The organism is Mesorhizobium sp. WSM4814 (assembly GCF_055811595.1).
Window position 1 is genome coordinate 32,918 of sequence record NZ_JBVVQT010000007.1, and the last position, 25,825, is coordinate 58,742.

Sequence of the window (25,825 nt, forward strand, 5' to 3'; positions counted from 1 at the left end):
ATCAATCCACTAGATCAGCGCTCGACGCGCCGTTGTCCATTTACGCGAGAAAGGTCGCAACATTCCCGACGTTCTATACCGTCATCATGTGGTAATCTGGCCCGCATGACGACGCTTTATCTCTATTGGCGCGGTAGACGGTGAATCCCACAAAGCCGAATAAAACGCATCCGCCGAAATGGATCGAGCCTCAGCTGACGCTCCTGGTCGACGAAGCGCCCAACGGCCCCGATTGGCTTCACGAGATCAAGTACGACGGATACCGCATGCATGCGCGGATCGACGGCAGCGACATCCGCTTGCTCACCCGCACTGGCCTGGATTGGTCGCATCGCTATCAAGCGACGATAGCGGCCCTCCGCGCGCTCCCGGTGAAAGAGGCATATCTCGACGGGGAGCTGTGCGCCGTTCGGGCAAACGGTGTCACCTCCTTCAGCCGCCTGCAGGCCGCTATGGACGAGGGCCGCACGGGCGATCTTGTCTTCTTTGCTTTCGATCTTCTGTTCCTGAACGGAGAAAGCATTGCGAAGCTGCCGCTCATCGAGCGCAAGGCACAACTGGAAGGCCTGTTTTCGACCGACATGCCCGGCCTGCGCTTCAGCGATCACGTGATCGGCGACGGGCCTGTGTTCCGCAAGCACGCCTGTCGGCTTTCACTTGAGGGCGCTATCTCAAAGCGGATCGACAGCGCCTATGCATCCGGCAATCGCGGCCTCTGGGTCAAGTCAAAGTGTCTCAACAGAGAGGAATTCATCGTCGTCGGCTGGACCGATCCGACTGGAAGCCGGCCGCATATCGGCTCGCTGCTTCTCGGCTACTACACCGATGATGGTCGTCTGATGTACGCGGGCCGCGCCGGCACGGGCATCACGGTTGCAGAGCTCAAGCGATTGGCTCGCCGGCTTGGGCCACTTCAGACAGCTCGAATGCCCCTCGCCGTCCCGCCGCCGCGCGAGAGCCGGTTCGGCTCGCCGCTTGAGCTGTCGCGCGTGCATTGGGTCAGGCCTGAAATGGTGGTTGAGGTCACCTATCTCACCTGGACGGAGGACAATCTCCTGCGCCAGGTCTCGTACCAAGGCGAGCGTCAGGACAAGCCAGCCCGGCAGGTGGTGCGTTCCGTGCCCCATCTCTGATCGACATCGGGCGCCGTTTCGTTTCAAAGTCACCCGACTTGCCCTAGCTGCAGTGGCCGTGCAGTGGGGCTCAGACCATCTGCCTGGCCCCAAGGCGGTCTGCATACGAAGAGAAGCGCAATGCTACGTCGAGATTTCATCAAACTCGGAATGGCCGCAACTCTTCCGTTGGCGGGTTGCCGAACGACTGAGGATTTGGAGGTGACGGGCCGCTCCATTGACGCGCATTGTCATGTGTTCAACGCGTCCGACCTGCCCGTTGTGCGCTTCATCAAGCAGACGTTCCTGCGACGCTATCCCGAACAATACGAGAAGCGGATTCTCGACATCGAGGATCCCGATCTGCTCGACTTCCTCCTGGAACTTGTGACCAGGCTTCTCGGGACAGGCAGCGCGCCCACCGCGAATGAAGAAATCCAAGTTTTGCAAGGAGGTCGTGACGCATCGGCAGAGTACGCCGACTACGACCTGGCAAAGGCGCGGGCCGTGAGTGACACTGCGCGTTTCATACGTGAACTCGAAACCCGCGCTGGTGGACCAGCGACGATGGGTGTCGCCGAGATCACGCCGGCGTCGAGACAGCTCGACGCCTTCTTAAGAGCGGTCGGTGAAGGCGGGCCACGCATCGCGGCGATCACACCGCTTCAATCGAAACGCATTGCGACGAACGCGTTCTCGCGTCTGGATCAGATCGGGGCCTATCTTCGCTGGATCCCGTTATTCAAACTCTATAGATACAAATTGGTCGAACTCTTGGCCGCCGACCACGAGAGGCAGGGCAGGCAGCCTTTGTTACTCGCTCCGGCGATGGTGGATTTCGATCACTGGTTGGGCGAGTCCGTCGAGCAGTCTCCCTTGCCCGAGCAAGTGAAGGTCGTGGGTCTTCTGGCCAAACGCAAAGCCGGCCCGGTGGTCCATTGATACTTCGGCTTCGATCCGCTCCGCGAGGTCTATTTTCGTGCGGGCCAGGATTCCGTCAGCCCATTCGCCTGGGCTCGGAAGGCACTCGAAGAGCACGGCTTTCTTGGGGTGAAGCTTTATCCTCCGATGGGCTTCAGAGCTTCTGGGAACAAGAGCCCGTATCCGAAGCGGGTGAAGACACAATTGGGCTTCGATCCAAGTGGCAAACTGGATGAGGTGCTCGACCAACTCTACAGACTCTGCGACGAACTCGGCGCGCCGATCCTCGCGCATGGACACGCTTCAAATGGGGCTGGTCCCAAATATGACGCACGAGCGGATCCGGCATTCTGGCTACCAGTCTTCAAAACCCATCCAAAGCTGCGGGTTTGTTTGGCACATTTCGGTCGGTTCGGTGTCGTCTCCGACGGCACTTCAGGAACTGAGCTTTCAGCCAACAGTTGGGAATGGCGGCTGGGCTCATACATCCGCGAAAATCCAAAGGCGCCGATCTACGCGGATTTGAGCTTTTTCTCGGAAGTGCTTCATGCTGACGAGCAGGAAAGGGCGGCGTTGGCCGCGAATTTTTCAGCGTGGGTGCCGGACTTCGATCCCGATGCTGAGCACCTATTGTTTGGTACCGACTGGCTGATGCTTGGAATGGATCCGGGATATGACCGCTATATCCCAACAGTCGACGCGTTCCTTCGGAAGGACTGTCACTGGTCCGACGCGATGATTGACCGCGTTTTCGTAACCAATGCCTTGCGATTTGTTGGTCTGCAGTCCGGCGAAAAGACCCATAAACGCCTTCTCGCTTTCTATGAGCGCAAAGATCTCGACGCTTCGCGACTGCCGTCTGTCGACGGCAACGTCATCGTGCGGCTCTTCGGAGGCTAAGATGTTCTTGTCACTGCACGCTGCATCGCCCTCTCGTTCGTGCGAACGAGGCGAAGTCGCCTCTTAATTGCGGCTGAGATGCGGGCTGGCAAAACGAGCCTGGCCAGGCTACGGCGAACTTCCGGGCGCCCATGAACAGAGAGCGTTAGCGCCTTGCAGCTCTGATACCAGCCGACTCAAAATAAGTCGCTTCTGTCAGCGACGTCCAATCTCTTCGCCGGCGTCGTGGCCCCGATAAGCCGACTTCATCACGAGCGGCATTGTCGCCGTCATAGGGTTCGTTCCGTGGCAACATGTACATTGCGCGCCCAACAGGGTCCCTTGGGCGCGCAATGAGGTCGTCGACCAGAATTCCGAACCCGACTACCCTGTTCGAGGAACAAAAGGCATTCGATGAACCGCCGGACTGTCGGTGGCGAGTTCGCACTGATCTGGTCACGCTCAATATGAAGACCGCCGAGAGCAAGCTGTAGCTTAGCGCACCTCTTGTCCTCGCTATGGACTGCAATCTCCCGCCGTGAACAAACAGAGCGCGACAATGCACGATCTGCCAATCCATCATTGGCGCCGTGGTCATATCCAAGCCTCTCCGCTCCAATCTAATCTATGCGAGCCTTGTCGAGACCGACCCCGAGGCTTCTCGCTCATCGGTCTCGCCGTACCGTAGAGTGATCCAGCCCACAAACGATGCCTCGCCATAATGCGGGGCTTCGCCATGTTCAGGTCTGCCACTGCACCTCTGTCTGGCGTACGCTATGCTTTGACGAGCCTCTTGCGGGCCTTCTTTACCGGCGACTTGACTGCTGATGGGATTGCTGTCACCGCTGCCGCGCGAGCGGCCCGTTTTGGTTTTTCAGCTGAAGCTGTTTCTGGCGCTGCCGCTTTGCGCCCCAGCCCTATTGATTTCGCCAGGGCCGAGCGAGTGGCCGCGTAGTTCGGCGCTACCATCGGGTAGTCGGAGGGCAGGTTCCATTTCCGGCGGTATTCGTCAGGGCTCAGATTGTAATGGGTTCCAATGTGCCGCTTCAAGGATTTGAACTTCTTCTCATCTTCCAAGCATATGATGAAAATCAGGTGAAACTGACTTCTTGATCGACACGGCGGGCTCCAGTTTGAGTGCGGCTGGAGCCACAGGCGTGCCGATCCCCTGCAAAGCGACATAGGTATCCCCGATCAGCTTCGACAACTCGCCGACAGGCAACGGATTGTTTGAAACGTGGGCGGAGACGATGTCGGCGGTAATTGAGACGAGATCAGCCTGGTCGTCCTGGTCTGAAGCGATCATCGAGTTTTTCCTCTTGTTTAAAGGGCGCATTGAGAACGGATAGTCTGTCTATACGCCATCGGGCAAAATTTGTTATCCGGCAACAATCTCATTCGTCGCAAATATCGAGCCGCCAAGCTTGGGCTTGCCGGCAAGTTCCGGTAGCGCACCACGAACAGGGCCAACAGGCTAACCTCAAAGCCTGGACAATTCAGGGAGTACGCCACCTGCGCTATTCCTTGCCCAGTTCCTGTATTGGTGCTTTTCTGTTGGAAACAGTGGAGGATTGCAATGTCAAAGCCAGAGGAAGAGCCGGCTGGGACGGCTCATACAACTGAGGAACAGAAGAGAAGTGCAGGCACTCGCGGCAAGTTCTCGGATATATCGATTAGCGAGCTAAGCATTGACGAGGCCCTAGCACTCAAGGCTTTACGAAAATTCGACTTCGAATTTGTCGACTACAACGTCTATGACACCCTTAGTAATTTTGGCGGCGGTACGCTCGTTCTAGTTGAGACATTTCGGCAACCAGAGACGGAAGTCGGGCGAGTGGCGCATGATTATCAAGTGCTCGTAAAACATGGCAAGGGAACCGTCTACAATGACTACACACAAGCCCTGCGCCTCGGGTCAGAGCGGGCGGATTTTCTGTCTCGACTTGTTTCCCCTGATACAGTTCTCGGCCTCCTGACCTTTGTTTTGGTGGCAGCCTTCTTGGCGTTCTCAGGCGGGGCGTTCGGAGAGAAGGCCCCGGAAGTGTTGGGTGTCGCTCTCACCACGGTCATTGGCTTTTGGTTTGGGCGTCAAACGAAGACGTCGTCAGACACAAAGTGAACAGACGTGTTTGGCCCGGCGATCCGGTTCGGAGGCCAACCACGATCTGCCTTAAGAGTGCCAAACATCAGATGGGAAGGTTAGACTGGCCGCGTCCGTGAGTTTCATGGGCCGGGGTGCAGATTATGTTATCCGGTACTGCAATGCCGTATCTTACGGCCAAAGTCAGATGGGACGGACTCTGAACCCAGGTCCAATCAAGCTGATGGCGCATCGACAACGATGCCAAGCTCGTCGATCTACGCCAATTGATTCAGGGGACCGAAATCGCACCTAACTGGGACAAGGAGCGGGCGGTGTGGAAGGTCGACTTAGGAAATATTGGAGAACCTAGCTCCTGCAACCAACGTGTCCTCCTCCGAGCATGAGCCCTACAGGATAAGTTCGCGGAACTGAAACAGGAGCTGGCGGGCTTCCAAGGTGTGTATAACGTGGCGACCGAAATCATCGAAGAGCTCAAGGCCACGAAGGACCCTGTTGCAGTCAAGGCCATCATGTCCAAGAAAAACCGGGGCTCACGGCGCCAATTCCGGAATTGCGGGTGACGTCCTCGGCTATCCTGGTGTCGAGTCCAAGCCACTCGCACCAAGGAAGGTTGTGGCGGCGGATTCGCTGTTCCCGTCGCAACGTGCCAGGGAATCGGATCTCCGGCTAGACGACGATCCGATTCCGACGGCGGGCGTCGGCTGCGTATTCCGACAGGGTTTTCGTCGCTCGAAGGTGCCTGTCGATTTCCAGCGGAGGCCCATTGCATCCGAACATAGGCAAGCTCGGAAAGATCACCTAGCCAGCTCGGGGCATCCTTGTCCGGAGTCACAGAGGCCGAACACGATCTTAGGGTTCGCCGGCGAGACCTCGGTCAGGAGCCAGGTCGCCGAGCCCGAAGGATCAAATATCTTCACAACGGGCTGTGGTGGCGCTGACGCGGACGCCAAAATCTCTTTATCCCGCTATCCTGCAAGGCATGCACGACCTGTCCACTACCGCGGCGGAGCTGGTGTCGGCGACGCCTGTTGAGGGAGACAAGGAAGGAAGGACGGCCTGCCCATTGTTCGAGTGGCTCGAATAGCGTCGCGGCATCAGGAGATTCCGAGCCTTCCCATCGCCTTCTCGAGCGCCAGCGACAAGCCGTTGTCGTCGAGTTCCAATTGCTCGATCCAGTGCGCCCTCCAAGTGCGCGCCCATTCAGGCATGGCCTCGAGACCTGCCAGAAGGCCAACCAGCCGGTCCTTGAGGTGACGCGCGACAATCAGGTTGAAATCTGCATGGGACAAGGCCGCGGCCGCCTCGTTGAGGACGCCTTCCCGGTCATCGCGGGCAGTAACGTAACCGGCCGCGAGCGCTCGTACCCGCGCATCGGGTGAGGTCAGCAGGCTCACCGCGAATTCAGGCGGTCCGATAAGCATGCCTAGAGTAGTCCGGACGATGAGGTTCTGACGGTCGGCGAACTCAGTCAGCGCTACGCGCTGAGTTTCGTCAATTTGCACAAAGGCCAGGGTCTCGATTAGCGGTGTGTCGGCCGAGCCGGCCAGGATCAGTTCGAGGCAAAGCTTTGACGCAGCTGCGGCATCGCTTGCTGCCAGCCAACGCAACAGGTGCTGATCGAGATCGGGGCGTCCTGCTATGCGCAGAGCCATGACGTCTGGTGCGGCGACCCCAGAAAGGCGGAGCTGGTCGGCGAGAAAGATGCGAAGTTCTGCGCTCCCTGTTTCACTGATCATCGCCAGCATGACGTCGTCCAACTTCGCGGCTTTGGCTTCAATCGAGGCGATGAGGGGAGCGGAAGCTGCTGCATCCAGCGATCCATCGAGTGGCAGTTGCGCGAGCGACAAGGCTCCGGCGGGCCGATCGAGCTCGACCAGGACCTTGTTGTCGATGACGCGGACCTTAATCGACGAGCCTGGGCAATCTCGGCTTGCCCCAACGGCAGCATCAGTGAGTGCATCGGGCGGTAGGGCCAACTGTGGGTCGAGCAGCCAATCTGCGCAAGGTGCCTTATCAAGGTAGCGCCAGAAGCGGGCCAGTCGGGCATAAAAGTCGGGTCTTTCCCGCACGGCTGCATTGCGGTTGCCGAGCATGCCCGAGAGGACGTCGCGCAGTTGGTCATACCCGGCGACGTTGGTGAGGCGCAGCGTGTTGATTCCGTCGTCGACGTAGGAGAGGGGCGCGTCGATGGCCCGATCGATTTGTAGTTTGCACTTGGGGGTTCTCAAGATTGCCTGCGTGGCCGTCGCGAACGCGATCCCGCCGGAATCGCTGGCGATCGCATTGTCGAACCAGGTCTGGGTAACCTCGGTGCAAGCGCCGCTCCACTTGGCCAGGAGGTTGAGCCGCGACCCGCTGCTGGCGCCGGCAGGAGACTGGTCGAAACGGTCTAGGGCAAGATCGGGATCGATCTGCTTGAGCGCCATTACCAGATTGTCTGACGCCAATGGCTCCAATCGGCCGACCAGATCCGCAAGGATGTTGGCGTCCGATGGCTCGACGATGTCGGCCATAAGACCAGGAGCAGGTCCGGGATTCAAACCTTTTGCCGCTGCCTCGAAAAGCGCTGTGCGAGCCGCTCCGGTATCCCCAAGCCACCACAGGACTGCGCCCCGCGCGTTGGGGTTTAGGTGAGGCAGCACCGCCCTTTCGGGCGAGGTCTGGCGATCGAGCAACAATGGCGTCGCGATGGACAGGGCCCGAACATCGGTGACGTCGGAGGGGCCTAAAGCATAGGTCCAATCATCGCGAGGCAAGCCGAAGCCACTCAGGCCTGGGTAGCCGTGGACCAGGACCAAGTTATCGCCCCGCAGCTCGAGATACTGGTGGGAGTCGAGGAAGGCCCAGTAGCCAACGCCAGCCAGCAGTACCAAGCCGGCAATACTGCCTGCCGTCATTGCTACGCGTCTGCGCAGTGTTTCGGAGGTGATGCGGCGGGTACGGACGCGCACCTGAGCAAGTGTCAAATCTCGGTGCAAGAAGAGCAGAGGATCCTCGCCAAGGCTGCCGGCAACGATCGGCGTTTGCGCATGGCGATTGCCGAGCTGAGCCTCTGCGTCCTCGGCGACGCCGGCCTGGAGGTAGTCGACGAGGTCCCTGAAATAGATGTGGCCCGAACCGCCGACCTTGACGTTCCCACGAAGTGCCAGCAGCAGCCGGCGCGTGAATAGGGATCCTTTGTCGGGCAGTTCCCAAGACGACTGTCCGACACGCGAGGCACTTAGCAGCAGTCTGAAATCATGGCCTCCCAAGCTTTGTAGAAAACTTGGGGCATTCTCGGCGAGACCGGCGCCGCCGCAACAATCGAGGATGATCAACACGCCGCGCGCCGCCGTGGCGGAAATGGCATTTGCGATCTGATCTCGGCTGAGACGGCTTGATCCCCTAGCGTCGGGAGCGGTGCGGAGGACGAAACCCTCGGTCTCGTCCGCTTCTCCATGGCCAGCAAAATAGAAGAGCAGGATGTCGTCTGGCCTGCAGCCTTTGGCGATGGTCGCGAGCTTGCCGGCGATTACCGGGGGGCTCGCCACATCTTCCGCAATCAGATGCACCTGTTCGGCAGGCACGCCACAGGCATGGGCTGAAGCAAGAGCCTCTGAAACCTGGAGGGCTGCTGGCGCGCAGGCGGGCAGATCATGCAGGCCGGAGCCGGCGTATGAGCTGACGCCGACGACAACTGCATGCATTGTTTCCGAAAAGCGACGCGCGTCGGCACTGGACATTAGCAGGCTCTAGAACCAGCTCTTCCAGAACCGTGGCGCGGGCATCGGTACATTTGGTGCACCCTCCGCCCCGCGGGGGGTGGCAGGATTCTTCGTCTCACCGTGTACGACGGCGGCGCCGCCGGCCGAGAGCCCCGCAGCGGACGCAAACACGAAGAAGCCGTTGACGATCGCTATCAAATACGTCGCAAACGGGCGCGCAAAAACGATTTGTCCCGTAGCCGGATCAATGACCGCGGCGACGAGACACAACACCAGCGAGACGCCGAGGCCGAGCGCAGCTGCCGAGCCGACCGTTGGCCACACCTTATTCACGCCGTTGACGATTGCGGTCGTGGCCGTCGCCGTGCCTGCAAAGGTCGCAAGACTCTGCCATGTGAAGAAGTCGTTCTGTCCATCCATGAGAGTCCCCAAGCCCGTTGAGAAAACTGGTCGTCCTGACTAGCGTATCGGTGTGTTGACGAGACTATCGAAGTCGATCGCCTGCAGCTTTTCGGCTGCGTCTTCTGGCGTCTCGGGCGCAAGCGCCGGTCCACCGACGTTGAACTGCTGCGGCAAGCAGATTGGCGGGATGCCCGCGACATCGAACGGCGCGTGGCCAGCCTTTGCCTCGCTGCACATGTTCTCGAGCCCGCGCTGCAGCTGCAGCGAATAGTCCATGGAAGCCGCGTCGACGATGTCGGGCGCTCCGAAAAACTTCGTCTTGAGGTCAAAGACTTCGCCCGCCTTGATGTTGCGGAAGTAGTCGGTGAGCCGCTTGGAGACGTCAGTCACGGCCCCCGCCGGCGGCACATTACCGAAGTCGTCGCTGCGCGGGAACTGCGCACTCGCGTGGCAAGAGAGGCAAGAGCTCAGAAGGTTGTCGGCCGGGCCATTGGCGCGTCCTCCCCAGCCCAGCTCTTCACGTCCGGTCCAACCAAACAGGATGGATTCCAGCGTCGGATCGGTCACGCTCTCGAGCAGCGGTTGTCCCGGCACAACGGTCGGATCGTTTCCCCAGGCCAGCCCCACGGGCCGCAGGCGGCGCCATGGGTCAGAATCGGCCACGGCATTGTTGTAGACGAAGGTGCCAAAGACCCAGCCGGTAGCGCTGTCCCGGGGGTCGCGCACCGCGATGTCAACCTGAAGCAGGCGCATCGACCGTTCGGTGCGGCCGTCGGGACCGTTGCCGCTACCGGTGTGGGTTTGCCAGCTGGGCGCGCCGGCGAGGTAAGGCAGTTGTTGTTCGGTCGCCGATGTGAACAGCAGTTTGAACGACACCGTCCCGATCGGAAACAGGATGCTGTCGATGGCCGGATTGCACGGATCAGCATAGACCTTGGCAAACGTCGTTGCCCCTAAGCTGTTGTAGTACCCCACCGCCCAGGTGAAAAAAGTCGTGCTGGTATTTTCTTTGAGCTGGTTGGGCCTCGTCGGACGTTCCTGAGTGAGCCCGTGGAAGAACTCTCGGCCGTCTTCGCCCACGTGCATCCATAGAGCATGGTACCAGCCCCGGACGCTGTTCTTGGTGACGTCGAAATCGACCGCATTATTGCCTTCGTAGGCGTAGTCCAGAACAGCCCAGAGGTACGCTTTCCAGTCTGCATGATAGTCGATAGACAAGAAGCTAGGCAGCGGCTCGCTCGTCGCCGCCGGATAGTCGAACTTTCCCTTGAAAGCTTCGGCGGCGGTGTGATTAGCAGGGATCGTATAGAACGTATTGTAGCTTGGAACAGTGCATGTTGCGGCTTGGGCCGCCGCCGTGGAAAGCAAAACCGCCAGAACAGCGAACACTCGCACAAGCATGAGTGAACCTCCCAAGTCATGGAGACTAAGGGAGCTCATAGACCCTTGCAAGAGGGACGCTGCCGGCCAAGATACCTAGCGGCTGCTTCCGCATCGCGCATTTGCTGGTCACCCAAGTCCCTTCGGCAGAGGCAATGTCAGTGCGGGCGTGTACGACCGGCCTCTTTCGCCCTCGAAATCGAACTCGTAGAGCCGGACCGGCCCGAGCGCCGTCTGGCGCTGACCGAGGAAGAATGTGAACGCGTTAGGCGCGGCGATAAAGAGATGAGCCCGGCCGCCGCCAGCAGCCTTTCCACAACGCATCGCGTTGCTTGCCGCGTCCGCCAGCTCGAACGCATGTCGCCCGCACATTATCGATTGGGCTCCGGGTCCAGTGCTCGGCTTAAGAATCAGCAACCGGCCGATCGTCGGGAGCGCCGCCTCGCAATAGCGGCGGACGTCGGAGGATATGTCATGCGTCAGGCCTATCGCCACAGCCAAATCCGGGTAGTCTTGCCGCAGTTCGACCATCTCGGAAACGAGCGACGGCCAGGCCGGATCGGAGAGCGTGTCGTCAGCCGACCATATCCTCGGTCCGGTGCCGCGCTGCTCGAGTTCGACCTGACGGCCGGATTTAATGTTGATGACGGACCCCGCCGCGAACGCGAGCGTCACATGCGCGTCGAGGGCGAGCCGCAGGCGCGGCTGATCTTTCGCCGCCGCGAGGAGAAATGCCTTGAGCTTGGAATAGAGCTTCGTCTCCCAATCCGCGTCGCTGCGGATATAGCGCTCGTCGAACGAGGGCACGAAGTCCAGGACGACGTGACATCGTTCCTCAAGCCGGTCGAAAGCATGTTCGAAGGATTTAACGCCATAGACCTTCGGCCCGCCTTGGGCCGATCCGAGGAGGTCCTCGCGGGCGCAGACGGCACGAAAGCTGGAGCGGTCGAATTGAAGTCGCCCCTGCGCCATCCACTGGAAAACGACATCGTCGTAGGGGAAGGCGCTCTGGTTCGCCGGAATACGGCGCAGGCCGACGAGACCAAACAAGATGTCGAGCTGATCGCGCAGGGCATCCAGCGTATCGGTCGCTTCTCCGAAAGCGAGCGTGCGGGCGAGAATGCGAAGCTCCTCTTCGTCGATACCGAGATGCTCCCGCCACGCCTTGCGCACGGAACCTGCCTTGCTGTTGTCTGTAACTGAGCCATAGAGGCGCTCGAGCCGCATGGCGCCGGAGCGCATCCCTACCATCTGTCGTAAGGGGTCAGCACGATCAAGACGCCAGTTGGTCACCAACTTGAAGCGTACGCCACTGCCGGCCGGAGCGTAGCTGAGCTGCGCCTCTCGCGCCCGCTGCAGCAGGGAGCGGGCGTTGGCGTTGATGAATTCCGGATCGATAAGATGCGAATAGCCGTAGTTGTCGGGCGTCACATGCCACTTGCACTGCATGTGCTCGCGCAGCAACGGATCGCCGTACTGGTCTGAGGCGCCGCGCTTTGGGTCGTATTCGACCCATATGTCGTCGAAGCTTTTCGGTCCGCATTCGAATCCGACCCGCACGACGGGGCTTTCCGGGTCCAGAAGGCGAGCGGCATGCCACCAGAAGAGACGCGCCTGGAACGTATCTCCGTCACGCCGGACGGTCACTGCCTGCGTCATCTTTCCACCTCACGCGGCAACTGCGTTGTCCCGGAAGGGCGGCGTCGGAACCATAGCCCTGGCGATCTCGACAGCGCGGGCGCCATCGATGGGCTTTGACGGATAGGCATCGAGCACGATCGCGGGAAGCAGCCGCTGTGTGAGGTCCGAAAAGGTGAAGCCGTAATCGCGATACCCGTGCTGCGGCCCGGTGGCCGCGACCACCGCCTCGATATGCTGGCGACTGAGGCCGATCGGCTCCAGCCTGCTCGCAAGGACGAAGCGACGCTGCTCGTCGGCCGGACGTTCAAAACTCAACACGTCTGCAGCGCGGCGGCGGACCGCCGGGTCGAGCGCGCTGATACGGTTTGTGCACATCAATACGGCCGCTGGCAGCTTCGTATTGGCAATACGGTCGATGCCGCGAATGAACGCGTTTACCCCTGCCTTGTCCTCATGATGCATTTGCGTTGCCTCGCGGGACTGGGCGAGCGCATCGGCCTCGTCAACAAGCAGGATAATCGCCCCACGCGCTTTGCCGGACGTGGATTTGAGTTTGGTTGCCTCCGCCACGGTGTAGTCGAAGGCAGCCGAAATGAGCTGCGTCATCTCACCGACCCGGCCCTGACCACGGGTCGAAAGGCTGAGAGGCAAAAGTGTGATGTCTATCTTCTCCTGCCGCGCGACGGCGTCGCCAATGGTCTCGGCCAGTTCGGTCTTGCCGGAGCCGACGTCGCCGGCAAGCACAACCAGCGGCGGTCGCCGCAGCACCGTGTCGAGAAGCACGTCGGCGTCGGGATGATGCTGCCGCGCCCAGACAGCGAGACCGGCTGGGTTGACGAGAAGAGCCAGAATCTTCGCCAGGCGACTCTTCTGATCGTCAAGACCGACCAAGCCCGCAAGGCGCGTCTGCGGGTCGAAGTCGGGGTAAGTGATGCGCCGCTCGAAGAGGTCGTCGAGAGTGGGCTTGGTGCTCATCAGAAACTCCTCACGGTGGCGCGGTCGAGTGCCATTCCACCGGACGAATAGGTCCGATCACTGGCGAGATAGCCGGTGATACCCGGCTCCGGAGCTCCGCCGCGGGAAAAAGGAAGCCTTCCTACGAAGCCGGCACGCTCGGACTCGGTCAGTTGGAACCAGGCAGACGTGTAGGTCATGTAGCTGTAGAAAGAAGCGCCGGTGATGTTGGCACCCGGTCGCACCCGACCAGGATCGTCGTCATTGGCCGCTGCGCCGGCGAGGTCGCGAGCAGTGTACCGCAACGTCGGCTCGATCCAATTACCGTTCCTCTTGAAGCCGTAAGCGATGGTCTTGAGATAGCCAGCCTTGAGCATTTCTGTGGCCTCGGCTTCAAATTCTGCGATCTCGGTGTCAGAGGGACTGCCGTAAAAGCGCTGCATGCGCTTCAGGTCGGTGGCGACTTTAGCCGCCATCTGACGTGCATGGGTGACCGTGAAGGTCCCACTCTCCGTGTAGCTGTAGCTGGTGGACATGGGGCGACCTCACACCTGGAAGGATGAACCGAAGACCTTCTGCCAGTAGGCGAGGGTCAGTTGTTTGTTAGGAGCGGCGAGCGCTGCGTCGATGGCATCGCCTGCGTCGAGGGCTGCCTCGACGATCGCATCGGCATTTGTCGCGGTGTAGAGTCGCGCCACGTTGTTGGCGGCGTTCACCGGATCGATGATCTGCACCGTGTCAGTGAATGCACCTACCGACGACAAGGGATAGTAGTCGCCGAACACGATCCGCTGTCGAAAGTCGGTCCGGGCCATGTAGGTGAAGAAGTGCTGGAGTGCTTCCGGATAGTCGGAAAAATCCAGGCCGTCGTCGCAGAGCTTGGCGAGGATCATTTCGATCATGAAGGACTTGAAGCGGAAGCCGTCGCGTTCCTGCTTCATGCGACGTGCCCAGAATTTGGCGAGCCGGATGACCTGGGCAAAGTGCTTTTCCTGGGCGCGTTTGCGCTTGGCTGCGAAGTCGAGATGGAGGGGAATGCTCGTTTTTAGGAACGAACCGTCATCCTGGCTGACGAGGTTCCCGTACCACTGCACGTCACCCTCATAGAGGATCGGCACCACATCGACGTCGAGTCCGCTCCCCCTGAAGGATACCGTCACGGAATAGGTTTGCGGCTGGACTTGGTCGGCGCTGAAATTGGGAAAGGCCTTGCGAAGCCGATCTGCGAGATAGTCGAGCAGCGCTCTTATATCCATCGGCGCATCGGTGCCGCTGATATAGCAAGCTACATCGATGTCGTTGAGCGAACGGAGTGCAGTGCCTTTCGCCAAGCTGCCCGACAGCATCATCTTTCTCAGCGTGAAATCCGGATGTTCGTCGAGGTAGCCTTCCAGCTTCTCGCGCAGGCGCCTTGCCTGGGCCCGATATTCATCAGCCTTGTCCTTCGGCAGGTTCACCCTGTCCTGCGCGAAGGTGGCGATGTCGTTATGTCCGACGTGCTGCCGTCCCATTTCCTGCTCCTGCTGGTCGGCCCAACAGAGCGCCGACTCGTGTGATGAAGATATAATAGCTAAAATTTAGCTATTCAAGGCATAATAAATCGCTAATCAGCGTTGACATATTCAAGTAGATTCTCTATATGCGAACTCAACGACGGAGGATGAGATGATGGCGAAGCGGACCATGACGCTAAACCTCACCGACGCCGAGATGCGGGTTCTGGATGACTTGTCGGTCCGGAAGGACATCACCAAGACCGCCGTGCTCCGGCAGGCCTTGCGCCTCTATCAGGCAATCGAGGCGCGAGTTGAAAAGGGCGAAAAGCTCCTGTTCGAAAATGAGGCCACAAAGGAGAAGGCGGAGCTGATGCTCCTATGACGGTCGACGTCTCGACAATCTACCTTCTCGATGTCGCGACCGGAAATAATGTCGAAGCCGAACTGCGTGACGCGATCGAGCAGGCGCAGATCGATGATTGGCAGGCGAAATGGCAGCCTGCTCTGCTCGGCATATTGCAGGATTTGGCGCGTAAAGGCGTACCGATGTCGCAGTGGCCGCAAAGCTGGCACTGGAACTGGGCTCAGAAGACTGCTCGCGTTCAGGGATTGTTGGCGTTTCGCGGGTTTAGCGTCGTCGCACATGGCGAGACGCAGGGCCTCGTACAGGTCGATCTCACGAAGGCGAGTCGGGAGCCGAATCAGGTCCGAAAGCCGCTTGTCTATGTCGACTATCTTGAAGTTGCACCGTGGAACCGGCCGGAGTTCGGTCCGGCGCCTCGATTGCGTGGTGTTGGTTCGGCGCTGATCACCGCGGCGATTGCATTGAGCGAGGACGAAGGCTTCAAGGGCCGGCTCGGACTCCATTCGCTGCCGCAGGCCGATGCCTTCTACCGAAAAATCGGAATGACCGACCTCGGGCCGGATTCTGCATATCAGAACCTGAGATATTTCGAGATGACTGCCGAGCAGGCTCGTGCTTTTCTCGAATAGGAGCGAGAACAATGAAACTCGAACGGAGTAAGGAATGGTGGATGGCTCGTGCGCGCCGCGAGGGCGATGCCGTCATCGGCGCTGGTCTTCTCGCGCTCGATCCGAAGCCGGATGAGCGGCCGGTTTCATCGCATGCTACGGCTGGCGAGGAAACGCGCATTGCCTTCGGCAAATTCGTGAACCTCATGCGTCGGCGCCGCGGCTATTCAATGGAGGAACTCGCTCAAGCCGCCGACCTTGATGCCAGCGAACTGTTGGTGATCGAGGACGACGTCCATTACATTCCCGAGCCGCGCACAGTGTTCAAGCTGGCGCAGACCTTCGAGGTGTCGCAGCGACGGCTCATGCAACTTGCCGGATTGGTCGTTGCGAACGATGCTGGGTTCCGACAGGAAGCGGTTCGATTCGCGGCGCGCTCTGAGGCAGTACAGAAGCTGACCCCTGAGGAAAGCTCCGCGCTTGAGGCGTTTGTTGCTGTCCTGAGCGAACGGGAGTCTAAACGCCTGAAGTGAAGAACGTCAGTCTCGGACACCGCACAATCATTGACATCGACGGCCAGGTTGTCAAGGTCCTGAGCGGGCTTGGCAACCCGAAGCCGCCGATTGATCTGCGCGTGGTCCGGGACCTGCTCAAGCTTGACCGCGGCTATTACAGCACGACCGACGATAGCCTGCTGCGGGAGACTTTCTCGCGTATGAAAGTCGCCGGCAAGCAGGTCCTACTTCGGCCGACCATTCTTCGAGATGCCGTTCGAGCGCTCAGTCTCAAGGCATTGTACCTTCCCGACCAGAAGCGGATCCTGCTCGACAAGAACCTGCCCCCGATCAAGCACCGATGGAATGAGGCACACGAGATCGGTCACGACCTCATCCCCTGGCACGCCGATATGATGCTCGGCGATACCGAACAGACCCTGACGCCCGTTTGCCATGAGATCATAGAGGCGGAGGCGAACTACGCTGCCGGGCAGATCCTGTTTCTCGGCGATCGCTTTGTGGTCGAGGCCACTTCATCACTGCCGAGTTTCGACCTTGTTCGAGGTCTCAGTAAAGGGTTCGGCAACACCATGACGTCGACGCTTTGGCGTCTCGTCGAGCAGGCGCATGGCGGACGGCCCATGGTGGCACTCGTGACCGGTCATCCGCATCCGGCAAGAAGGAAGGTTGGCTTTGATCCCGCCAATCCCTGCCGGTACTGTGTCGAGTCTCCGCCATTTCGTGAGCGGTTCGGTACAATCCGGGAGGCCGATTTGTTCGCGGCGATCGTCAGCTATTGCGGGGCTCAAGGTGGGGGGAGTCTGGGGCAGAGCGAATTGGTTCTGTCAGATCTGAATGGCGAGCCGCACCTGTTCAGCTTCGAGACGTTCTTTAACAGCCACGAGGCCTTGACGCTGGGCGTGTGGCTGAAGCCGCACGTTAAAAGAACTGCCGTGTCGATTTTCCGGTGAACAAAAGCATATTACTCTCTTTCGATTTTGATATTGCGCAGGAGTGCGCCATGCCGAAGAACATCGTCATACTGCTCGATGGGACATCGAATGAAATCTCGGCCGACCGAAGTAATATCTTGCGGCTGTACGGCACCCTGGAGAAGAGCGATCGACAACTCGTCTATTATGATCCTGGAGTAGGGACCTTTGGAGCCGAAAACGCGTGGTTGCGGTTCTGGAGAAAGGCGGTTGAAGTTTGGGGTTTGACCACCGGGTGGGGCCTCGATTACAACGTCAAGGAAGCCTACCGGTTTCTGGTTGAAAATTATGACGACGGACGTAGCGCAGGCGGGGAGTCAGGATCCCGCGATAGCATTTTTGTTTTCGGTTTCAGCAGGGGAGCCTATACAGCTCGCGTCCTTGCGGGCTTTATCCATGCGGTAGGTCTGATCGAAAAGCGAAACTTGAATCTGCTCGATTATGCCTATCGCGCCTACAAGGGCATCGGAGAGAATGGCGAAGACAAGTTTGGAGAAGTCAGGCTCTACGAACGCATCCTCGCGCCGGACCGTCCGCCAATACGGCTGCTAGGCCTTTTTGACACCGTCGCTTCTGTCATCGAGCACGGCCGCTATGGACCCCGATTGCGATCCCACGCTTACACCAAGCGCAACTGGAGCGTCGAAAGTGTGCGCCACGCCGTTGCAATCGATGAGCGGCGCACCATGTTCCGGCCTCAGCTGTGGCCGGTAGGTCAGGAGTATTTGGGTAACCCTTTCAACAAGGCTGCAGCTAAACCGCAGGACGTTCATGAAGTGTGGTTTGCTGGTGTCCACGGTGATGTCGGTGGCGGCTATCCTGAGATTGAAAGCGGCCTGGCCAAGGTGGCCTTGCAATGGATGGTCGAGCAGACGCGCTCCTTGGGACTGTTCTACCGGACACAAGCGGTCAACGAACTCGTCCTAGGCAAAAACCCCGACAAGCCTTACATTCCTCCTGATCCACATGCCAAACCGCATAATTCGATGAGTTGGGGTTGGAGTGTATTGGAGTTCCTTCCGCAATGGCGACGTAAGCCCGAGGATGGTTCCAGGGGCAGCAGGCTGACCATCCCCTTGTTCGCCCGCCGCTCGATTCCAGCCGGTGCGCGTATTCACCAATCGGTGGCTGATCGCGGCAACGGCGATGATCGGCCACCAAACATGCCAGCAGATTTCCTGATAGAGTAAAGGACGAAATAGCAGCTTGGACCGGCAGGAGCCGCAGTGCGTCATTTCCGCCGATTGTGCCATCTTTGGAACGATATGAAGATACCGCAATGTTTTTACGCAGATTGACACTTACCAACATCCGCTCAATCGGTTCGCTCTCGATTGGCTTTGAGGAGCAGCCTGGCAAGTCACGTCCATGGACCTTCTTGCTCGGCGAGAATGGCTCGGGCAAGAGCACCGTCCTGCGTGCCACTGCATTGGCGTTGGCAGGAAGCGAAGCCTTGCCGGAAATTTTGGGGGATCTCGATTGGTGGATCCGGGAAGGACACGATAGCGCCAGCATCGAGTTGGCACTTGCCACCGCGAACGAGGATCTGCGGCGGGTGGAGCTGAAATTCGTGCGTGGGAGCGGCACATTGCGGTTTCTCACCGACAATCAGAATTCATTGCGCGAGTTGGATGACGCGCTTCGGCACGCAGCGAGGAACTACTTTGTCGTCGGCTACGGCGTGAATCGCCGCATGACGCACGACAGTCAGAGCATCGCACCAAACAGTTCCGCTTACAGAACCAGTCGGTCTCAGAACGTGGCGACCCTGTTCTCCTCGAACTCGGCGCTTGTTTCGCTCGAGCAATGGGCGATCGATCTCGACTACCGACGCGGCGACAAAGGATTAGACCTTGTTCGCAGTGCGCTGAACAAACTGCTTCCTGACGTTAAATTTGCCGGCGTTGACAAGGAGCATAGGCGGCTGAGGTTCAAGACACCGGATGGCACCTTGCCACTCGAGCTCCTGAGCGACGGGTACCAGGCCATGGCCGCTTGGTGCGGAGATCTGCTTTTCCGTGTTACCGAGACGTTCAAAAACTACAAAGACCCACTCAACACTCGAGGGCTCCTACTGATCGATGAACTCGATCTGCATCTCCATCCAGTTTGGCAAAGGCAACTTGTGTCCTTCTTGCGAGCGACGTTGCCGCGGTTCCAGATTATCGCGACAACACACTCACCTCTGACCGTCCATCAGGCCGGCACCAAAGAACTGTTCGTATTGAAGCGAGGAACATCGCCGGACGCCGGAGTGGTTGTTGAGAAATTCGCGGGCGCACCAAATAAGCTCACACTCAGCCAATTGATTCAGAGCCCTATATTCGGTCTCGATACGCTCGATTCGCCTCAAGTAGCTGAGGTTCGCCGAAATCTAAGGGCGCTTAAAGGCCTTCCTGTCAGCGACCAGAAGGGCCGGTCGGCGACCGTCAAGCCCGCTTCCACTGCGGCTGGTCGCGCCCAGCAGATTCGGGCTCTGGAGGCGAAGCTGGAAGGCGTCCCTGACCGGGAACGTGTTCCTGCCTACCTTAGGCCTACCAATCTCTTGCTCGAACGTATCGCCAACGAACTGCAAGGCAAGCATGGTGCTGACACAGCGGCATCGGTTCAGAAAGCCGTCAGGGCTATGGCGCGAACGAAGGCTCAGTCCTCGACCGGCAAGCTGAAATGATACGGCTGATACGGAAGCGCCAGGCCTCCGCGTTCCCAAATGACTTCCTAGGCGAGAGGCTGAAGGAAAAGCATCTCGATTTGTTGGATCGCTACTATACGAGCGTTGAAAGCGGCAAGCCGATAGCATTTGCTTCCGGCAAATGGAAGTCAGCTAAGACTAAAGTTCGGGCCGACAGTGCGAAGAAATGCGCATACTGCGAGGCGTCGACTTCTGTTGTTGCGCATGGTGACGTCGAGCATTTTCGACCGAAGTCGCTTTATTGGTGGCTAGCTTATGACTTTGACAACTATCTTTTCTCATGCCAGATATGCAATCAGATCTACAAGAAGGACTTCTTCCCCGTAGCGCCCGAAAACCTGCGTTTGGCGGCACCAGTGATGCCAGCGGCCAGACCTCTAAATCCCGCTGATCTTGCAGCCTTGTCTGAGGCTCTCGCGATCGACGGTTCTCTGTCCGATGACGGCGTAGTCAGGCAGCGATGGGCAGCCGAGGACGCCGATCTTGTGCATCCCTACCTCGAAGATCCGACAACAATTTTTGACTATAAGGCAGACGACAGCAACGAAGAGGTGTGGGTCCGCCCTGGAGCGCATGCCAAATCGGCTCGCGCCTATGCCGCTGCCGAGAGCTATCTCGGGCTCAATCGTGAAGAGCTACGACGGGATCGATATCATCACTACAGTCTTCTGGCGATTATGAAGCTTGCAATGTTGGAGACGGAAATCTCGCAGAGTACCCACACCCGCATCCTCAAGGAATTTGAACGATTGGCGGACGTGCGAGCACCATATGCCGGAATGAACCGGTTCTTTCTAAGGGTGTGGGGTATTTTGGCCTAGCTCACGATGAAACGAGTCGCCTTTCGCGCTTTTTCCGAGCGGGTCCGGGCAATCTGGTGTCTGCTTGCGATCTGAAAGCCAGAGCTATTCACTTCTTGTGTTCATGCTTTGCTTCGAAATCGCATAATTGGCAGTCTGGAACGTTCGGTGAGGTTGATGGTTGCCGTAGAGGCGGTTGCCATCCGCCCATCACGAGAAACCCAATGGGAGATCGTCCCACATCCTTTAGGGCTGTCCATCCGCTGCCGCAGCATGTTATCGAACGAAACTTGGCTGAGCAATTTGGCTAAACTAACCGCCGCTTTTTTTCTGGATTACCCTTTTTCTCGGCAGGGACAGTGCACAAGGAGCCTGTGTGCCGCCAGTTCCCGATGCCCGCCGGGAAAGCCTCATTCAGCTTTACATCTCGGTTACACGGCTCTCAATGTCACGCCCGATAGAAGGCGGTACGCGCGGAAATTCATTCACGTGATCCAAGCCTTCTGGACCTTGTGGTTGAGGTCGATTCTGATGCGGCTTCGGCGATTTTGGCCGCGTACAGGAAGGGCGATCTTTTCCTATGCGGCGCGGAGAGAAGCCGGGCGAGACGCCGGCTGCAATTTCCGTGCGCAAGCAGGTCACCGGATACAAGAGCAATAGTGGCAAGAGCAGCACTCGGACGGCACCCCTCGGCATTCTAGGGTCAGTCCACCGGAGGCAGACCGCACGATCCGGATCGCAACTGGGGGCTGTACGAGTAGGGGGCATTCTACGAGCTACCCGTGTCCAGTGATTGGCTTACGCGGCATCGCGCAAGACATACCCGACTTCTCGCTTGGCGTCCTCTATCGCCTGTTGAGTTCCTCGCGGACCGAGCCATCGACGAATTGAAGGGTCCTTCGTGACCTGGTCGCCCAAGGCGCCAAACATGAGGTTGGTGATCGCCTGCTGCTGGGCGCGTAAGTGATTTTCGAGCAGCTTGTGCCTCGAGATGTAACCGGCGTTGGTTCCAGGGATCGCGTGGTTCATGAGCAGGTGCGCGTCGAGCGGCGACACTCCCGCAGGTGTTGCCAGCGTCCTGTATGTCTGGCGCAGATCGTTTGCCCACTTGGCGAGGACCTCTCGCGACCGCTGCGAACCTGAACCTTGCCGCCGACGTCATTAGCAGTTTTTGGAAGCTCATCGCCGCGGTCTAGCCACGTCCGTCCATCGGTGCAAACGCTCGGGATCGGAGCTCAAATAGAACGGCTCGTCATCGCGACGCCTGCGATGGTGGGGCAGTTGAGCGGCAGCTAATTCATCGCCAATCCACGAAAGCCGCCTGTCTGGAGTCGGCCCTGAGGTTGCCGAGCAGCGACGCGCCTGCGCCCCAATGACGGTCGCTCCAGGCTGGCTATGCATACCCGGAAGCGGTTATTCAGGTCGGCGGCAATTTTGCTTCGGACCATTGCGGGCTTAGTTGGCAGGCGCAGTGACGAGATTGACGCATTCCCACACAAGCCCGAGCACTACGGAATAACCGACCAAGGCGTATCCGGCTCCGCGCCAGCCGTTGAGAAGCACGAGCGCCGCCAGCACCCACATGGCAACGCAAACACCGGTCCCGCAACGAGCGGAACGAGCCACGCTGAACGCATACTGGCCAGCACGGACATGGTGGGCGATCCCACTTATTGGGTGAAGAGGAAGCTAGGTATGGCAAGCAGAATGCCGATGCCCAATGAGGATTCCACGAAGCCCGTCTGTGCTGCATCCTTGGAGGAATTCCAAGCCACAATGATGGCCGCGTAAACCGCCATCGAAAGCACCCATGCGACTAGCATCTTTACGAACGCCATGCGGAATCTCCTGGCCCGGGCGCGCGCTCGATATCTCAATGCACGCGCTTCGAAGCAAATGTTGAGTGTTGGCGGCGTACGAGAGCGTAACCGCAGGCGCAGAGCAGGTCGATGCGTTCATTCCGTTCGATCTGCCGCCTGCGCGTCCGGCACTCTTTGTTGAAGGCAGCTCGAACATCGTCTGCGGGAAGCCGAGCAGGCGCTCGTTCGGCTCGATCTCGCAGGCGATATGGTGCCTTCCCTCGATTGGTCCATCTATGCCTTCGTTCGCAAGGAGGCAGTGATCTCGTAGCAGATCGAGGGCACGCAGGCATCACTCGTGGACCTTCTCGCTTTAGAGGCCGAAGAGGGGCCGGCACCCAATGCCGATGTGGAGGAGGTCACGAATTATCTCGATGCGCTCGCCTATGCCCGCGGCCAGCTAGCGTCGAAGCAGGGGCTGCCGATTTCCATGCGGCTCCTGGACGAGGCACACAAGCGGTTGATGCGCGGCGTGCGCGGTTCGGAACAAGCAGCCCGGAGACGTGCGCCGCAGCCAGAACTGGATCGGGGGAGCCGGCCAGGCAATGCGGCCTACGTCCCGCCGCCACCTGATAAGCTTCCCCAGCTTTTCAGCGAATTTGAGAAATCCACGTCGACGATCCGCTACCGAAGCTGGTGCGGGCGGGTCTTCTCCATGCGCAGTTCGGCGCCTCAATCTGGTCCGGCTGGAAGGGGACTGGGAGGGCTGGATCGACTTCTTTCTCGATGGGGTCGCCACGATTTCAGATGAAGCCGTTGCCTCGGCGCGGGAACTGTTCAATCTCGTATCTGCGGACCGGGTGCGACTGCTCGAAGCCCAGTCCGCCTCCGTCTCGGCAGTGAGACTGTTCGAGCAACTGCCGCGTCATCCGATCGTGAGTGTTGCCTCGGCCATAAAGTTGATCGGCGCAAGCAAGCCGACCGCGATCCGTGCGATCGAGGCGCTTACCGAAGCCAACATTCTCGTGGAAACCACGGGGAGGAAGCGCGACCGCAGCTTCGCCTATCGCGCCTATCTGGAGTGCCTGCGAACCGGAACGGAATTGGACAGCGGCGGCTGATCGCTAACAGCCGCGAAATCATACCACGCGAAGCCCACATCCTAGGACCTGCATGAAGCCCATCTTGTGCAGCGTCCCTTGCTTAGGCGCGGAACCATACGGAGCGATACGGGAAGATTTCTGATTTTGGCCCGCGAAAAAGACAATGAAATCAAAATTCTTGATACATCCTCCGGGCCCACCAAAATTATTTAATATCAACCAGTTATGGTCAACTTCGCTTAGAAGTGGGCCAATCTAGATTCTATGCCCCAGGAGTCAGGTGCATCGACTCAATCCATGAGCGGGAAGGGCGAGTTTTGCCTGCTCTTAAATTCTATTGTCGTCCTGTTCGTCAGTCTGGTCTGTGCAGCCATGTATAGTCCAGCTATTTCAAGGCTGGAAAGACCCGTAGGCGACGCGTGCGGCAAAAGGCGGTAACGACGTGCGAATGGGATGGTTGGCGCGACCGATCGAGAATGCCGCGGCGGCAAGCAAGCTGGTGTCAACACAGCTGGGCGTACTGCCAGCAGTCGAGAGGCACAGCCGTTGCTCGCTGCTCAAAGCGGCGTCTTCCGACGTTCCCGGGATATCACCCATGCTCGCAACGGGTCTGCCATAGACTTTCGCATCGCCTGACCGATGCTTCCGTCCGATGGTGGCGCAGGCCGAGGCCGTGCAACTTCCTCCGTAGACGCCAGGTGGCGGTCCATGGAGGCTCATACCAGATCCACGGGCGCCAGCGGCGGAGGTGGCCGATACGGCCGTGGTCAGCAGGAGACAAACATGACCCTGGACAACATTTCACACCCCTCGATCCAGCATTGCGCCGACAGCCTGAACGCGAAGCACGGCAACGGTAGACCGGAGCCCGAATTGGTTCCGTCGCGCTACGCACTGCAGGTCGGCGACATCGATGTGCTGATCGTCAGCGATGGAGTGCTGCCGATACCAGCCCCGGTTATGGCATACAACGTCGACCCGGCCGTCCGGGCGGCCTGGCTGGACGACATGTTCCTGCCGCCGGACGTGCTCGAGTGGCCGCTGAACGTGGTTGTCGTGCGCAGCGGCGGCCAGACCATACTCGTGGACGCCGGGCTGGGGGCGGACCCGGACTTGCACTTGCCGCGGGCCGGGCGGTTGGTCTCGCGACTGGAGGCTGCCGGCATCGATCTCGCGTCCGTCACCGACGTGGTGCTGACCCATATGCATATGGACCATATCGGCGGCCTGCTCATCGACGGGGTGAAGGACCGGCTGCGTCCGGATCTGCGGATTCACGTGGCGGCCGCCGAGCTCAAGTTCTGGGAGTCGCCCGATTTCTCCCGCGCCTCCATGCCAACGGGGTTCCCGGATGCGCTTCGGCGGGCGGCCAAGCGGTTCGTGAACGAGTACCGCAGCCAGTTGCGGCCGTTTGAGACAGAGCACGAGGTGGCGCCGGGGGTGGTTGTCACGCTCACTGGCGGACACACCCCCGGGCACAGCGTGGTCCGCCTGGCGTCCGGCGGCGATAGGCTGACCTTCGCCGGCGACGCCGTGTTCCAGGTCGGGTTCGACCAACCCGACTGGCACAACGGCTTCGAACACGATCCTGAGGAGGCGGCCCGCGTCCGCATCAATCTTTTGCGGGAGCTGGCCGCGACCCGTGAGCCGCTGGTGGCCACTCACCTGCCATTCCCGTCTATCTGCCATGTGGCGGTGGACGGCGATGTCTTTCGTTGCGTACCGGCTGTCTGGGACTACTGACCCGCTTGTCGGGTCAGAGCCGCACCAGGTCGGCATCGAGACTTATCGCGCCATGATCGTGTGCTCGTGCAATGTGTTGAGCGATCAGGATGTCCGCTCCGCCGTCAAGGCGGAGCGGACGTGCACGATCCGCCAGGTCTATGGCTGTCTCGGCTGCAGCGCCCAGTGCGGCCGTTGCGCGCGTACTATCCGCCGCATCATTGACGAGGCGCTCGCCAGCGCTCGTGCGGCATCCTGCAACGGCCGCACGCAGTCCTGACTTGGCCGCCTCGGCCGTCCGGCGCAGCCTTTCAGTCAGGAACCCATAGACCAACGTATCGGACGCATGCGTCCTCGGCATTATAGTTCGAACACTGGAAAGGCTGGCATGCTTGGGTCCTCCACAACCCAACCAAGGAGCATCGGAAATGACGCTCGGATTCGTTCTTTCGAGGATGCTGCAGATATTCCTGAGGGTCTGGGCCGTCGACACGACGGCGAAGCCGGTTAGGCGCGGCGGTAATGGGTTTGCTCGCGCGATGGTCCCGCCGATCTACTTACGCGTCCCGTCGAGGAAGGTTCGTGACCGCGAGTGAACCCGCTCATCCGTGTTAAAGGGCGGCTGGCCAAGGAGCGCCGGCCGATATCGATACCG

24 protein-coding genes and 2 pseudogenes are annotated in these 25,825 nt (G+C 59.4%); 15 read left to right on the forward strand and 11 right to left on the reverse strand.

Features of this window, described 5'->3' with window-relative positions:
• The first annotated feature begins 140 nt into the window (after nucleotides 1–140).
• From ligD to AC0L2V_RS13380, 3 genes and pseudogenes are all read left to right on the forward strand, one after another.
• A complete protein-coding gene (ligD, locus tag AC0L2V_RS13370; RefSeq protein ID WP_473520289.1) occupies nucleotides 141–1,133 on the forward strand; it encodes a non-homologous end-joining DNA ligase in 993 nt (330 codons plus the stop codon).
• A 201-nt stretch (nucleotides 1,134–1,334) separates the two neighbouring features.
• Complete coding sequence (locus tag AC0L2V_RS13375; RefSeq protein WP_473520290.1) at nucleotides 1,335–2,054, forward strand: hypothetical protein; 720 nt, start codon at nucleotides 1,335–1,337, stop codon at nucleotides 2,052–2,054.
• A gap of 66 nt (nucleotides 2,055–2,120) precedes the next feature.
• Nucleotides 2,121–2,933: pseudogene (locus AC0L2V_RS13380) on the forward strand (amidohydrolase family protein); the annotation flags it as partial.
• Between the two features lie 753 nt (nucleotides 2,934–3,686).
• On the opposite strand, the pseudogene AC0L2V_RS13385 reads toward AC0L2V_RS13380, so the two are convergent.
• Nucleotides 3,687–4,218: pseudogene (locus AC0L2V_RS13385) on the reverse strand (Ros/MucR family transcriptional regulator).
• Nucleotides 4,219–4,488: 270 nt separating this feature from the next.
• Between AC0L2V_RS13385 and AC0L2V_RS13390 the strand changes: the two are divergent.
• Nucleotides 4,489–5,031: a hypothetical protein gene (locus AC0L2V_RS13390; RefSeq protein ID WP_473520291.1), complete on the forward strand. Its 543-nt coding sequence runs from the start codon at nucleotides 4,489–4,491 to the stop codon at nucleotides 5,029–5,031.
• 779 nt (nucleotides 5,032–5,810) lie between these two features.
• On the opposite strand, the gene AC0L2V_RS13395 is transcribed toward AC0L2V_RS13390, so the two are convergent.
• From AC0L2V_RS13395 to AC0L2V_RS13430, 8 genes are all read right to left on the reverse strand, one after another.
• Nucleotides 5,811–5,966, reverse strand: coding sequence for a DUF2958 domain-containing protein (locus tag AC0L2V_RS13395; RefSeq protein ID WP_473520292.1), 156 nt, complete (start codon nucleotides 5,964–5,966; stop codon nucleotides 5,811–5,813).
• 144 nt (nucleotides 5,967–6,110) lie between these two features.
• On the reverse strand, nucleotides 6,111–8,738 hold the full coding sequence (locus AC0L2V_RS13400; protein ID WP_473520293.1) for a caspase family protein: 2,628 nt from the start codon (nucleotides 8,736–8,738) through the stop codon (nucleotides 6,111–6,113).
• Nucleotides 8,739–8,747: 9 nt separating this feature from the next.
• Nucleotides 8,748–9,140 carry a hypothetical protein gene (locus AC0L2V_RS13405; RefSeq protein ID WP_473520294.1) on the reverse strand — a complete coding sequence of 131 codons (393 nt, stop codon included), beginning with the start codon at nucleotides 9,138–9,140 and terminating at the stop codon, nucleotides 8,748–8,750.
• Between the two features lie 39 nt (nucleotides 9,141–9,179).
• A complete protein-coding gene (locus tag AC0L2V_RS13410) occupies nucleotides 9,180–10,523 on the reverse strand; it encodes a hypothetical protein (protein WP_473520295.1) in 1,344 nt (447 codons plus the stop codon).
• Nucleotides 10,524–10,631: 108 nt separating this feature from the next.
• Nucleotides 10,632–12,161, reverse strand: coding sequence for an SAVED domain-containing protein (locus AC0L2V_RS13415; RefSeq protein ID WP_473520296.1), 1,530 nt, complete (start codon nucleotides 12,159–12,161; stop codon nucleotides 10,632–10,634).
• A 9-nt stretch (nucleotides 12,162–12,170) separates the two neighbouring features.
• Nucleotides 12,171–13,118, reverse strand: coding sequence for an AAA family ATPase (locus AC0L2V_RS13420; protein ID WP_473520297.1), 948 nt, complete (start codon nucleotides 13,116–13,118; stop codon nucleotides 12,171–12,173).
• On the reverse strand, nucleotides 13,118–13,633 hold the full coding sequence (locus AC0L2V_RS13425; protein ID WP_473520298.1) for an HORMA-1 domain-containing protein: 516 nt from the start codon (nucleotides 13,631–13,633) through the stop codon (nucleotides 13,118–13,120). The genes AC0L2V_RS13420 and AC0L2V_RS13425 overlap by 1 nt, the downstream gene beginning before the upstream one ends.
• Nucleotides 13,634–13,642: 9 nt before the next feature.
• On the reverse strand, nucleotides 13,643–14,608 hold the full coding sequence (locus AC0L2V_RS13430) for a CBASS oligonucleotide cyclase (RefSeq protein ID WP_473520299.1): 966 nt from the start codon (nucleotides 14,606–14,608) through the stop codon (nucleotides 13,643–13,645).
• A 154-nt stretch (nucleotides 14,609–14,762) separates the two neighbouring features.
• On the opposite strand from AC0L2V_RS13430, the gene AC0L2V_RS13435 reads away from it, so the two are divergent.
• The 7 genes from AC0L2V_RS13435 (at nucleotide 14,763) to AC0L2V_RS13465 (ending at nucleotide 20,567) form a co-directional block, all read left to right on the forward strand.
• A complete protein-coding gene (locus AC0L2V_RS13435; RefSeq protein ID WP_473520300.1) occupies nucleotides 14,763–14,975 on the forward strand; it encodes a transcriptional regulator in 213 nt (70 codons plus the stop codon).
• Nucleotides 14,972–15,586, forward strand: coding sequence for a GNAT family N-acetyltransferase (locus AC0L2V_RS13440; RefSeq protein ID WP_473520301.1), 615 nt, complete (start codon nucleotides 14,972–14,974; stop codon nucleotides 15,584–15,586). Before AC0L2V_RS13435 ends, AC0L2V_RS13440 begins: the two co-directional genes overlap by 4 nt.
• An 11-nt stretch (nucleotides 15,587–15,597) precedes the next feature.
• A complete protein-coding gene (locus tag AC0L2V_RS13445) occupies nucleotides 15,598–16,098 on the forward strand; it encodes a helix-turn-helix domain-containing protein (RefSeq protein ID WP_473520302.1) in 501 nt (166 codons plus the stop codon).
• Nucleotides 16,095–17,033 (forward strand): ImmA/IrrE family metallo-endopeptidase, encoded by a 939-nt coding sequence (locus AC0L2V_RS13450; protein ID WP_473520303.1) that lies wholly within the window; start codon nucleotides 16,095–16,097, stop codon nucleotides 17,031–17,033. Before AC0L2V_RS13445 ends, AC0L2V_RS13450 begins: the two co-directional genes overlap by 4 nt.
• A gap of 50 nt (nucleotides 17,034–17,083) precedes the next feature.
• Nucleotides 17,084–18,244: a DUF2235 domain-containing protein gene (locus AC0L2V_RS13455; RefSeq protein WP_473520304.1), complete on the forward strand. Its 1,161-nt coding sequence runs from the start codon at nucleotides 17,084–17,086 to the stop codon at nucleotides 18,242–18,244.
• An 89-nt stretch (nucleotides 18,245–18,333) separates the two neighbouring features.
• Nucleotides 18,334–19,725, forward strand: a complete 1,392-nt coding sequence (locus tag AC0L2V_RS13460; protein ID WP_473520305.1) for an AAA family ATPase — start codon at nucleotides 18,334–18,336, stop codon at nucleotides 19,723–19,725.
• Nucleotides 19,722–20,567 (forward strand): hypothetical protein, encoded by an 846-nt coding sequence (locus AC0L2V_RS13465; protein WP_473520306.1) that lies wholly within the window; start codon nucleotides 19,722–19,724, stop codon nucleotides 20,565–20,567. The genes AC0L2V_RS13460 and AC0L2V_RS13465 overlap by 4 nt, the downstream gene beginning before the upstream one ends.
• Nucleotides 20,568–21,344: 777 nt before the next feature.
• Here the strand turns inward: AC0L2V_RS13465 and AC0L2V_RS13470 are convergent.
• Both AC0L2V_RS13470 and AC0L2V_RS13475 read right to left on the reverse strand, forming a co-directional pair.
• A complete protein-coding gene (locus AC0L2V_RS13470; RefSeq protein WP_473520307.1) occupies nucleotides 21,345–21,602 on the reverse strand; it encodes a hypothetical protein in 258 nt (85 codons plus the stop codon).
• A 614-nt stretch (nucleotides 21,603–22,216) separates the two neighbouring features.
• Nucleotides 22,217–22,384, reverse strand: coding sequence for a hypothetical protein (locus AC0L2V_RS13475; protein WP_473520308.1), 168 nt, complete (start codon nucleotides 22,382–22,384; stop codon nucleotides 22,217–22,219).
• A 524-nt stretch (nucleotides 22,385–22,908) separates the two neighbouring features.
• Here AC0L2V_RS13475 and AC0L2V_RS13480 point away from each other — a divergent pair.
• The 4 genes from AC0L2V_RS13480 (at nucleotide 22,909) to AC0L2V_RS13495 (ending at nucleotide 25,766) form a co-directional block, all read left to right on the forward strand.
• Nucleotides 22,909–23,466 carry a hypothetical protein gene (locus tag AC0L2V_RS13480; protein ID WP_473520448.1) on the forward strand — a complete coding sequence of 186 codons (558 nt, stop codon included), beginning with the start codon at nucleotides 22,909–22,911 and terminating at the stop codon, nucleotides 23,464–23,466.
• 765 nt (nucleotides 23,467–24,231) lie between these two features.
• Nucleotides 24,232–25,191: an MBL fold metallo-hydrolase gene (locus AC0L2V_RS13485; RefSeq protein ID WP_473520309.1), complete on the forward strand. Its 960-nt coding sequence runs from the start codon at nucleotides 24,232–24,234 to the stop codon at nucleotides 25,189–25,191.
• 52 nt (nucleotides 25,192–25,243) lie between these two features.
• Nucleotides 25,244–25,450 (forward strand): (2Fe-2S)-binding protein, encoded by a 207-nt coding sequence (locus AC0L2V_RS13490; RefSeq protein ID WP_473520438.1) that lies wholly within the window; start codon nucleotides 25,244–25,246, stop codon nucleotides 25,448–25,450.
• Between the two features lie 148 nt (nucleotides 25,451–25,598).
• Nucleotides 25,599–25,766, forward strand: coding sequence for a hypothetical protein (locus AC0L2V_RS13495; protein WP_473514872.1), 168 nt, complete (start codon nucleotides 25,599–25,601; stop codon nucleotides 25,764–25,766).
• Nucleotides 25,767–25,825 lie beyond the last annotated feature (59 nt).

Excerpts from the sequence above, each read along its gene's own strand:
- AC0L2V_RS13390 (WP_473520291.1), top strand. The coding sequence starts at position 4,489 with ATGTCAAAGCCAGAGGAAGAGCCGGCTGGGACGGCTCATACAACTGAG.
- AC0L2V_RS13400 (WP_473520293.1), bottom strand. The coding sequence starts at position 8,738 with ATGTCCAGTGCCGACGCGCGTCGCTTTTCGGAAACAATGCATGCAGTT.
- AC0L2V_RS13405 (WP_473520294.1), bottom strand. The coding sequence starts at position 9,140 with ATGGATGGACAGAACGACTTCTTCACATGGCAGAGTCTTGCGACCTTT.
- AC0L2V_RS13410 (WP_473520295.1), bottom strand. The coding sequence starts at position 10,523 with ATGCTTGTGCGAGTGTTCGCTGTTCTGGCGGTTTTGCTTTCCACGGCG.
- AC0L2V_RS13415 (WP_473520296.1), bottom strand. The coding sequence starts at position 12,161 with ATGACGCAGGCAGTGACCGTCCGGCGTGACGGAGATACGTTCCAGGCG.
- AC0L2V_RS13420 (WP_473520297.1), bottom strand. The coding sequence starts at position 13,118 with ATGAGCACCAAGCCCACTCTCGACGACCTCTTCGAGCGGCGCATCACT.
- AC0L2V_RS13425 (WP_473520298.1), bottom strand. The coding sequence starts at position 13,633 with ATGTCCACCAGCTACAGCTACACGGAGAGTGGGACCTTCACGGTCACC.
- AC0L2V_RS13430 (WP_473520299.1), bottom strand. The coding sequence starts at position 14,608 with ATGGGACGGCAGCACGTCGGACATAACGACATCGCCACCTTCGCGCAG.
- AC0L2V_RS13435 (WP_473520300.1), top strand. The coding sequence starts at position 14,763 with ATGATGGCGAAGCGGACCATGACGCTAAACCTCACCGACGCCGAGATG.
- AC0L2V_RS13440 (WP_473520301.1), top strand. The coding sequence starts at position 14,972 with ATGACGGTCGACGTCTCGACAATCTACCTTCTCGATGTCGCGACCGGA.
- AC0L2V_RS13445 (WP_473520302.1), top strand. The coding sequence starts at position 15,598 with ATGAAACTCGAACGGAGTAAGGAATGGTGGATGGCTCGTGCGCGCCGC.
- AC0L2V_RS13455 (WP_473520304.1), top strand. The coding sequence starts at position 17,084 with ATGCCGAAGAACATCGTCATACTGCTCGATGGGACATCGAATGAAATC.
- AC0L2V_RS13460 (WP_473520305.1), top strand. The coding sequence starts at position 18,334 with ATGTTTTTACGCAGATTGACACTTACCAACATCCGCTCAATCGGTTCG.
- AC0L2V_RS13465 (WP_473520306.1), top strand. The coding sequence starts at position 19,722 with ATGATACGGCTGATACGGAAGCGCCAGGCCTCCGCGTTCCCAAATGAC.
- AC0L2V_RS13475 (WP_473520308.1), bottom strand. The coding sequence starts at position 22,384 with ATGGCGTTCGTAAAGATGCTAGTCGCATGGGTGCTTTCGATGGCGGTT.
- AC0L2V_RS13485 (WP_473520309.1), top strand. The coding sequence starts at position 24,232 with ATGACCCTGGACAACATTTCACACCCCTCGATCCAGCATTGCGCCGAC.
- AC0L2V_RS13490 (WP_473520438.1), top strand. The coding sequence starts at position 25,244 with ATGATCGTGTGCTCGTGCAATGTGTTGAGCGATCAGGATGTCCGCTCC.
- AC0L2V_RS13495 (WP_473514872.1), top strand. The coding sequence starts at position 25,599 with ATGACGCTCGGATTCGTTCTTTCGAGGATGCTGCAGATATTCCTGAGG.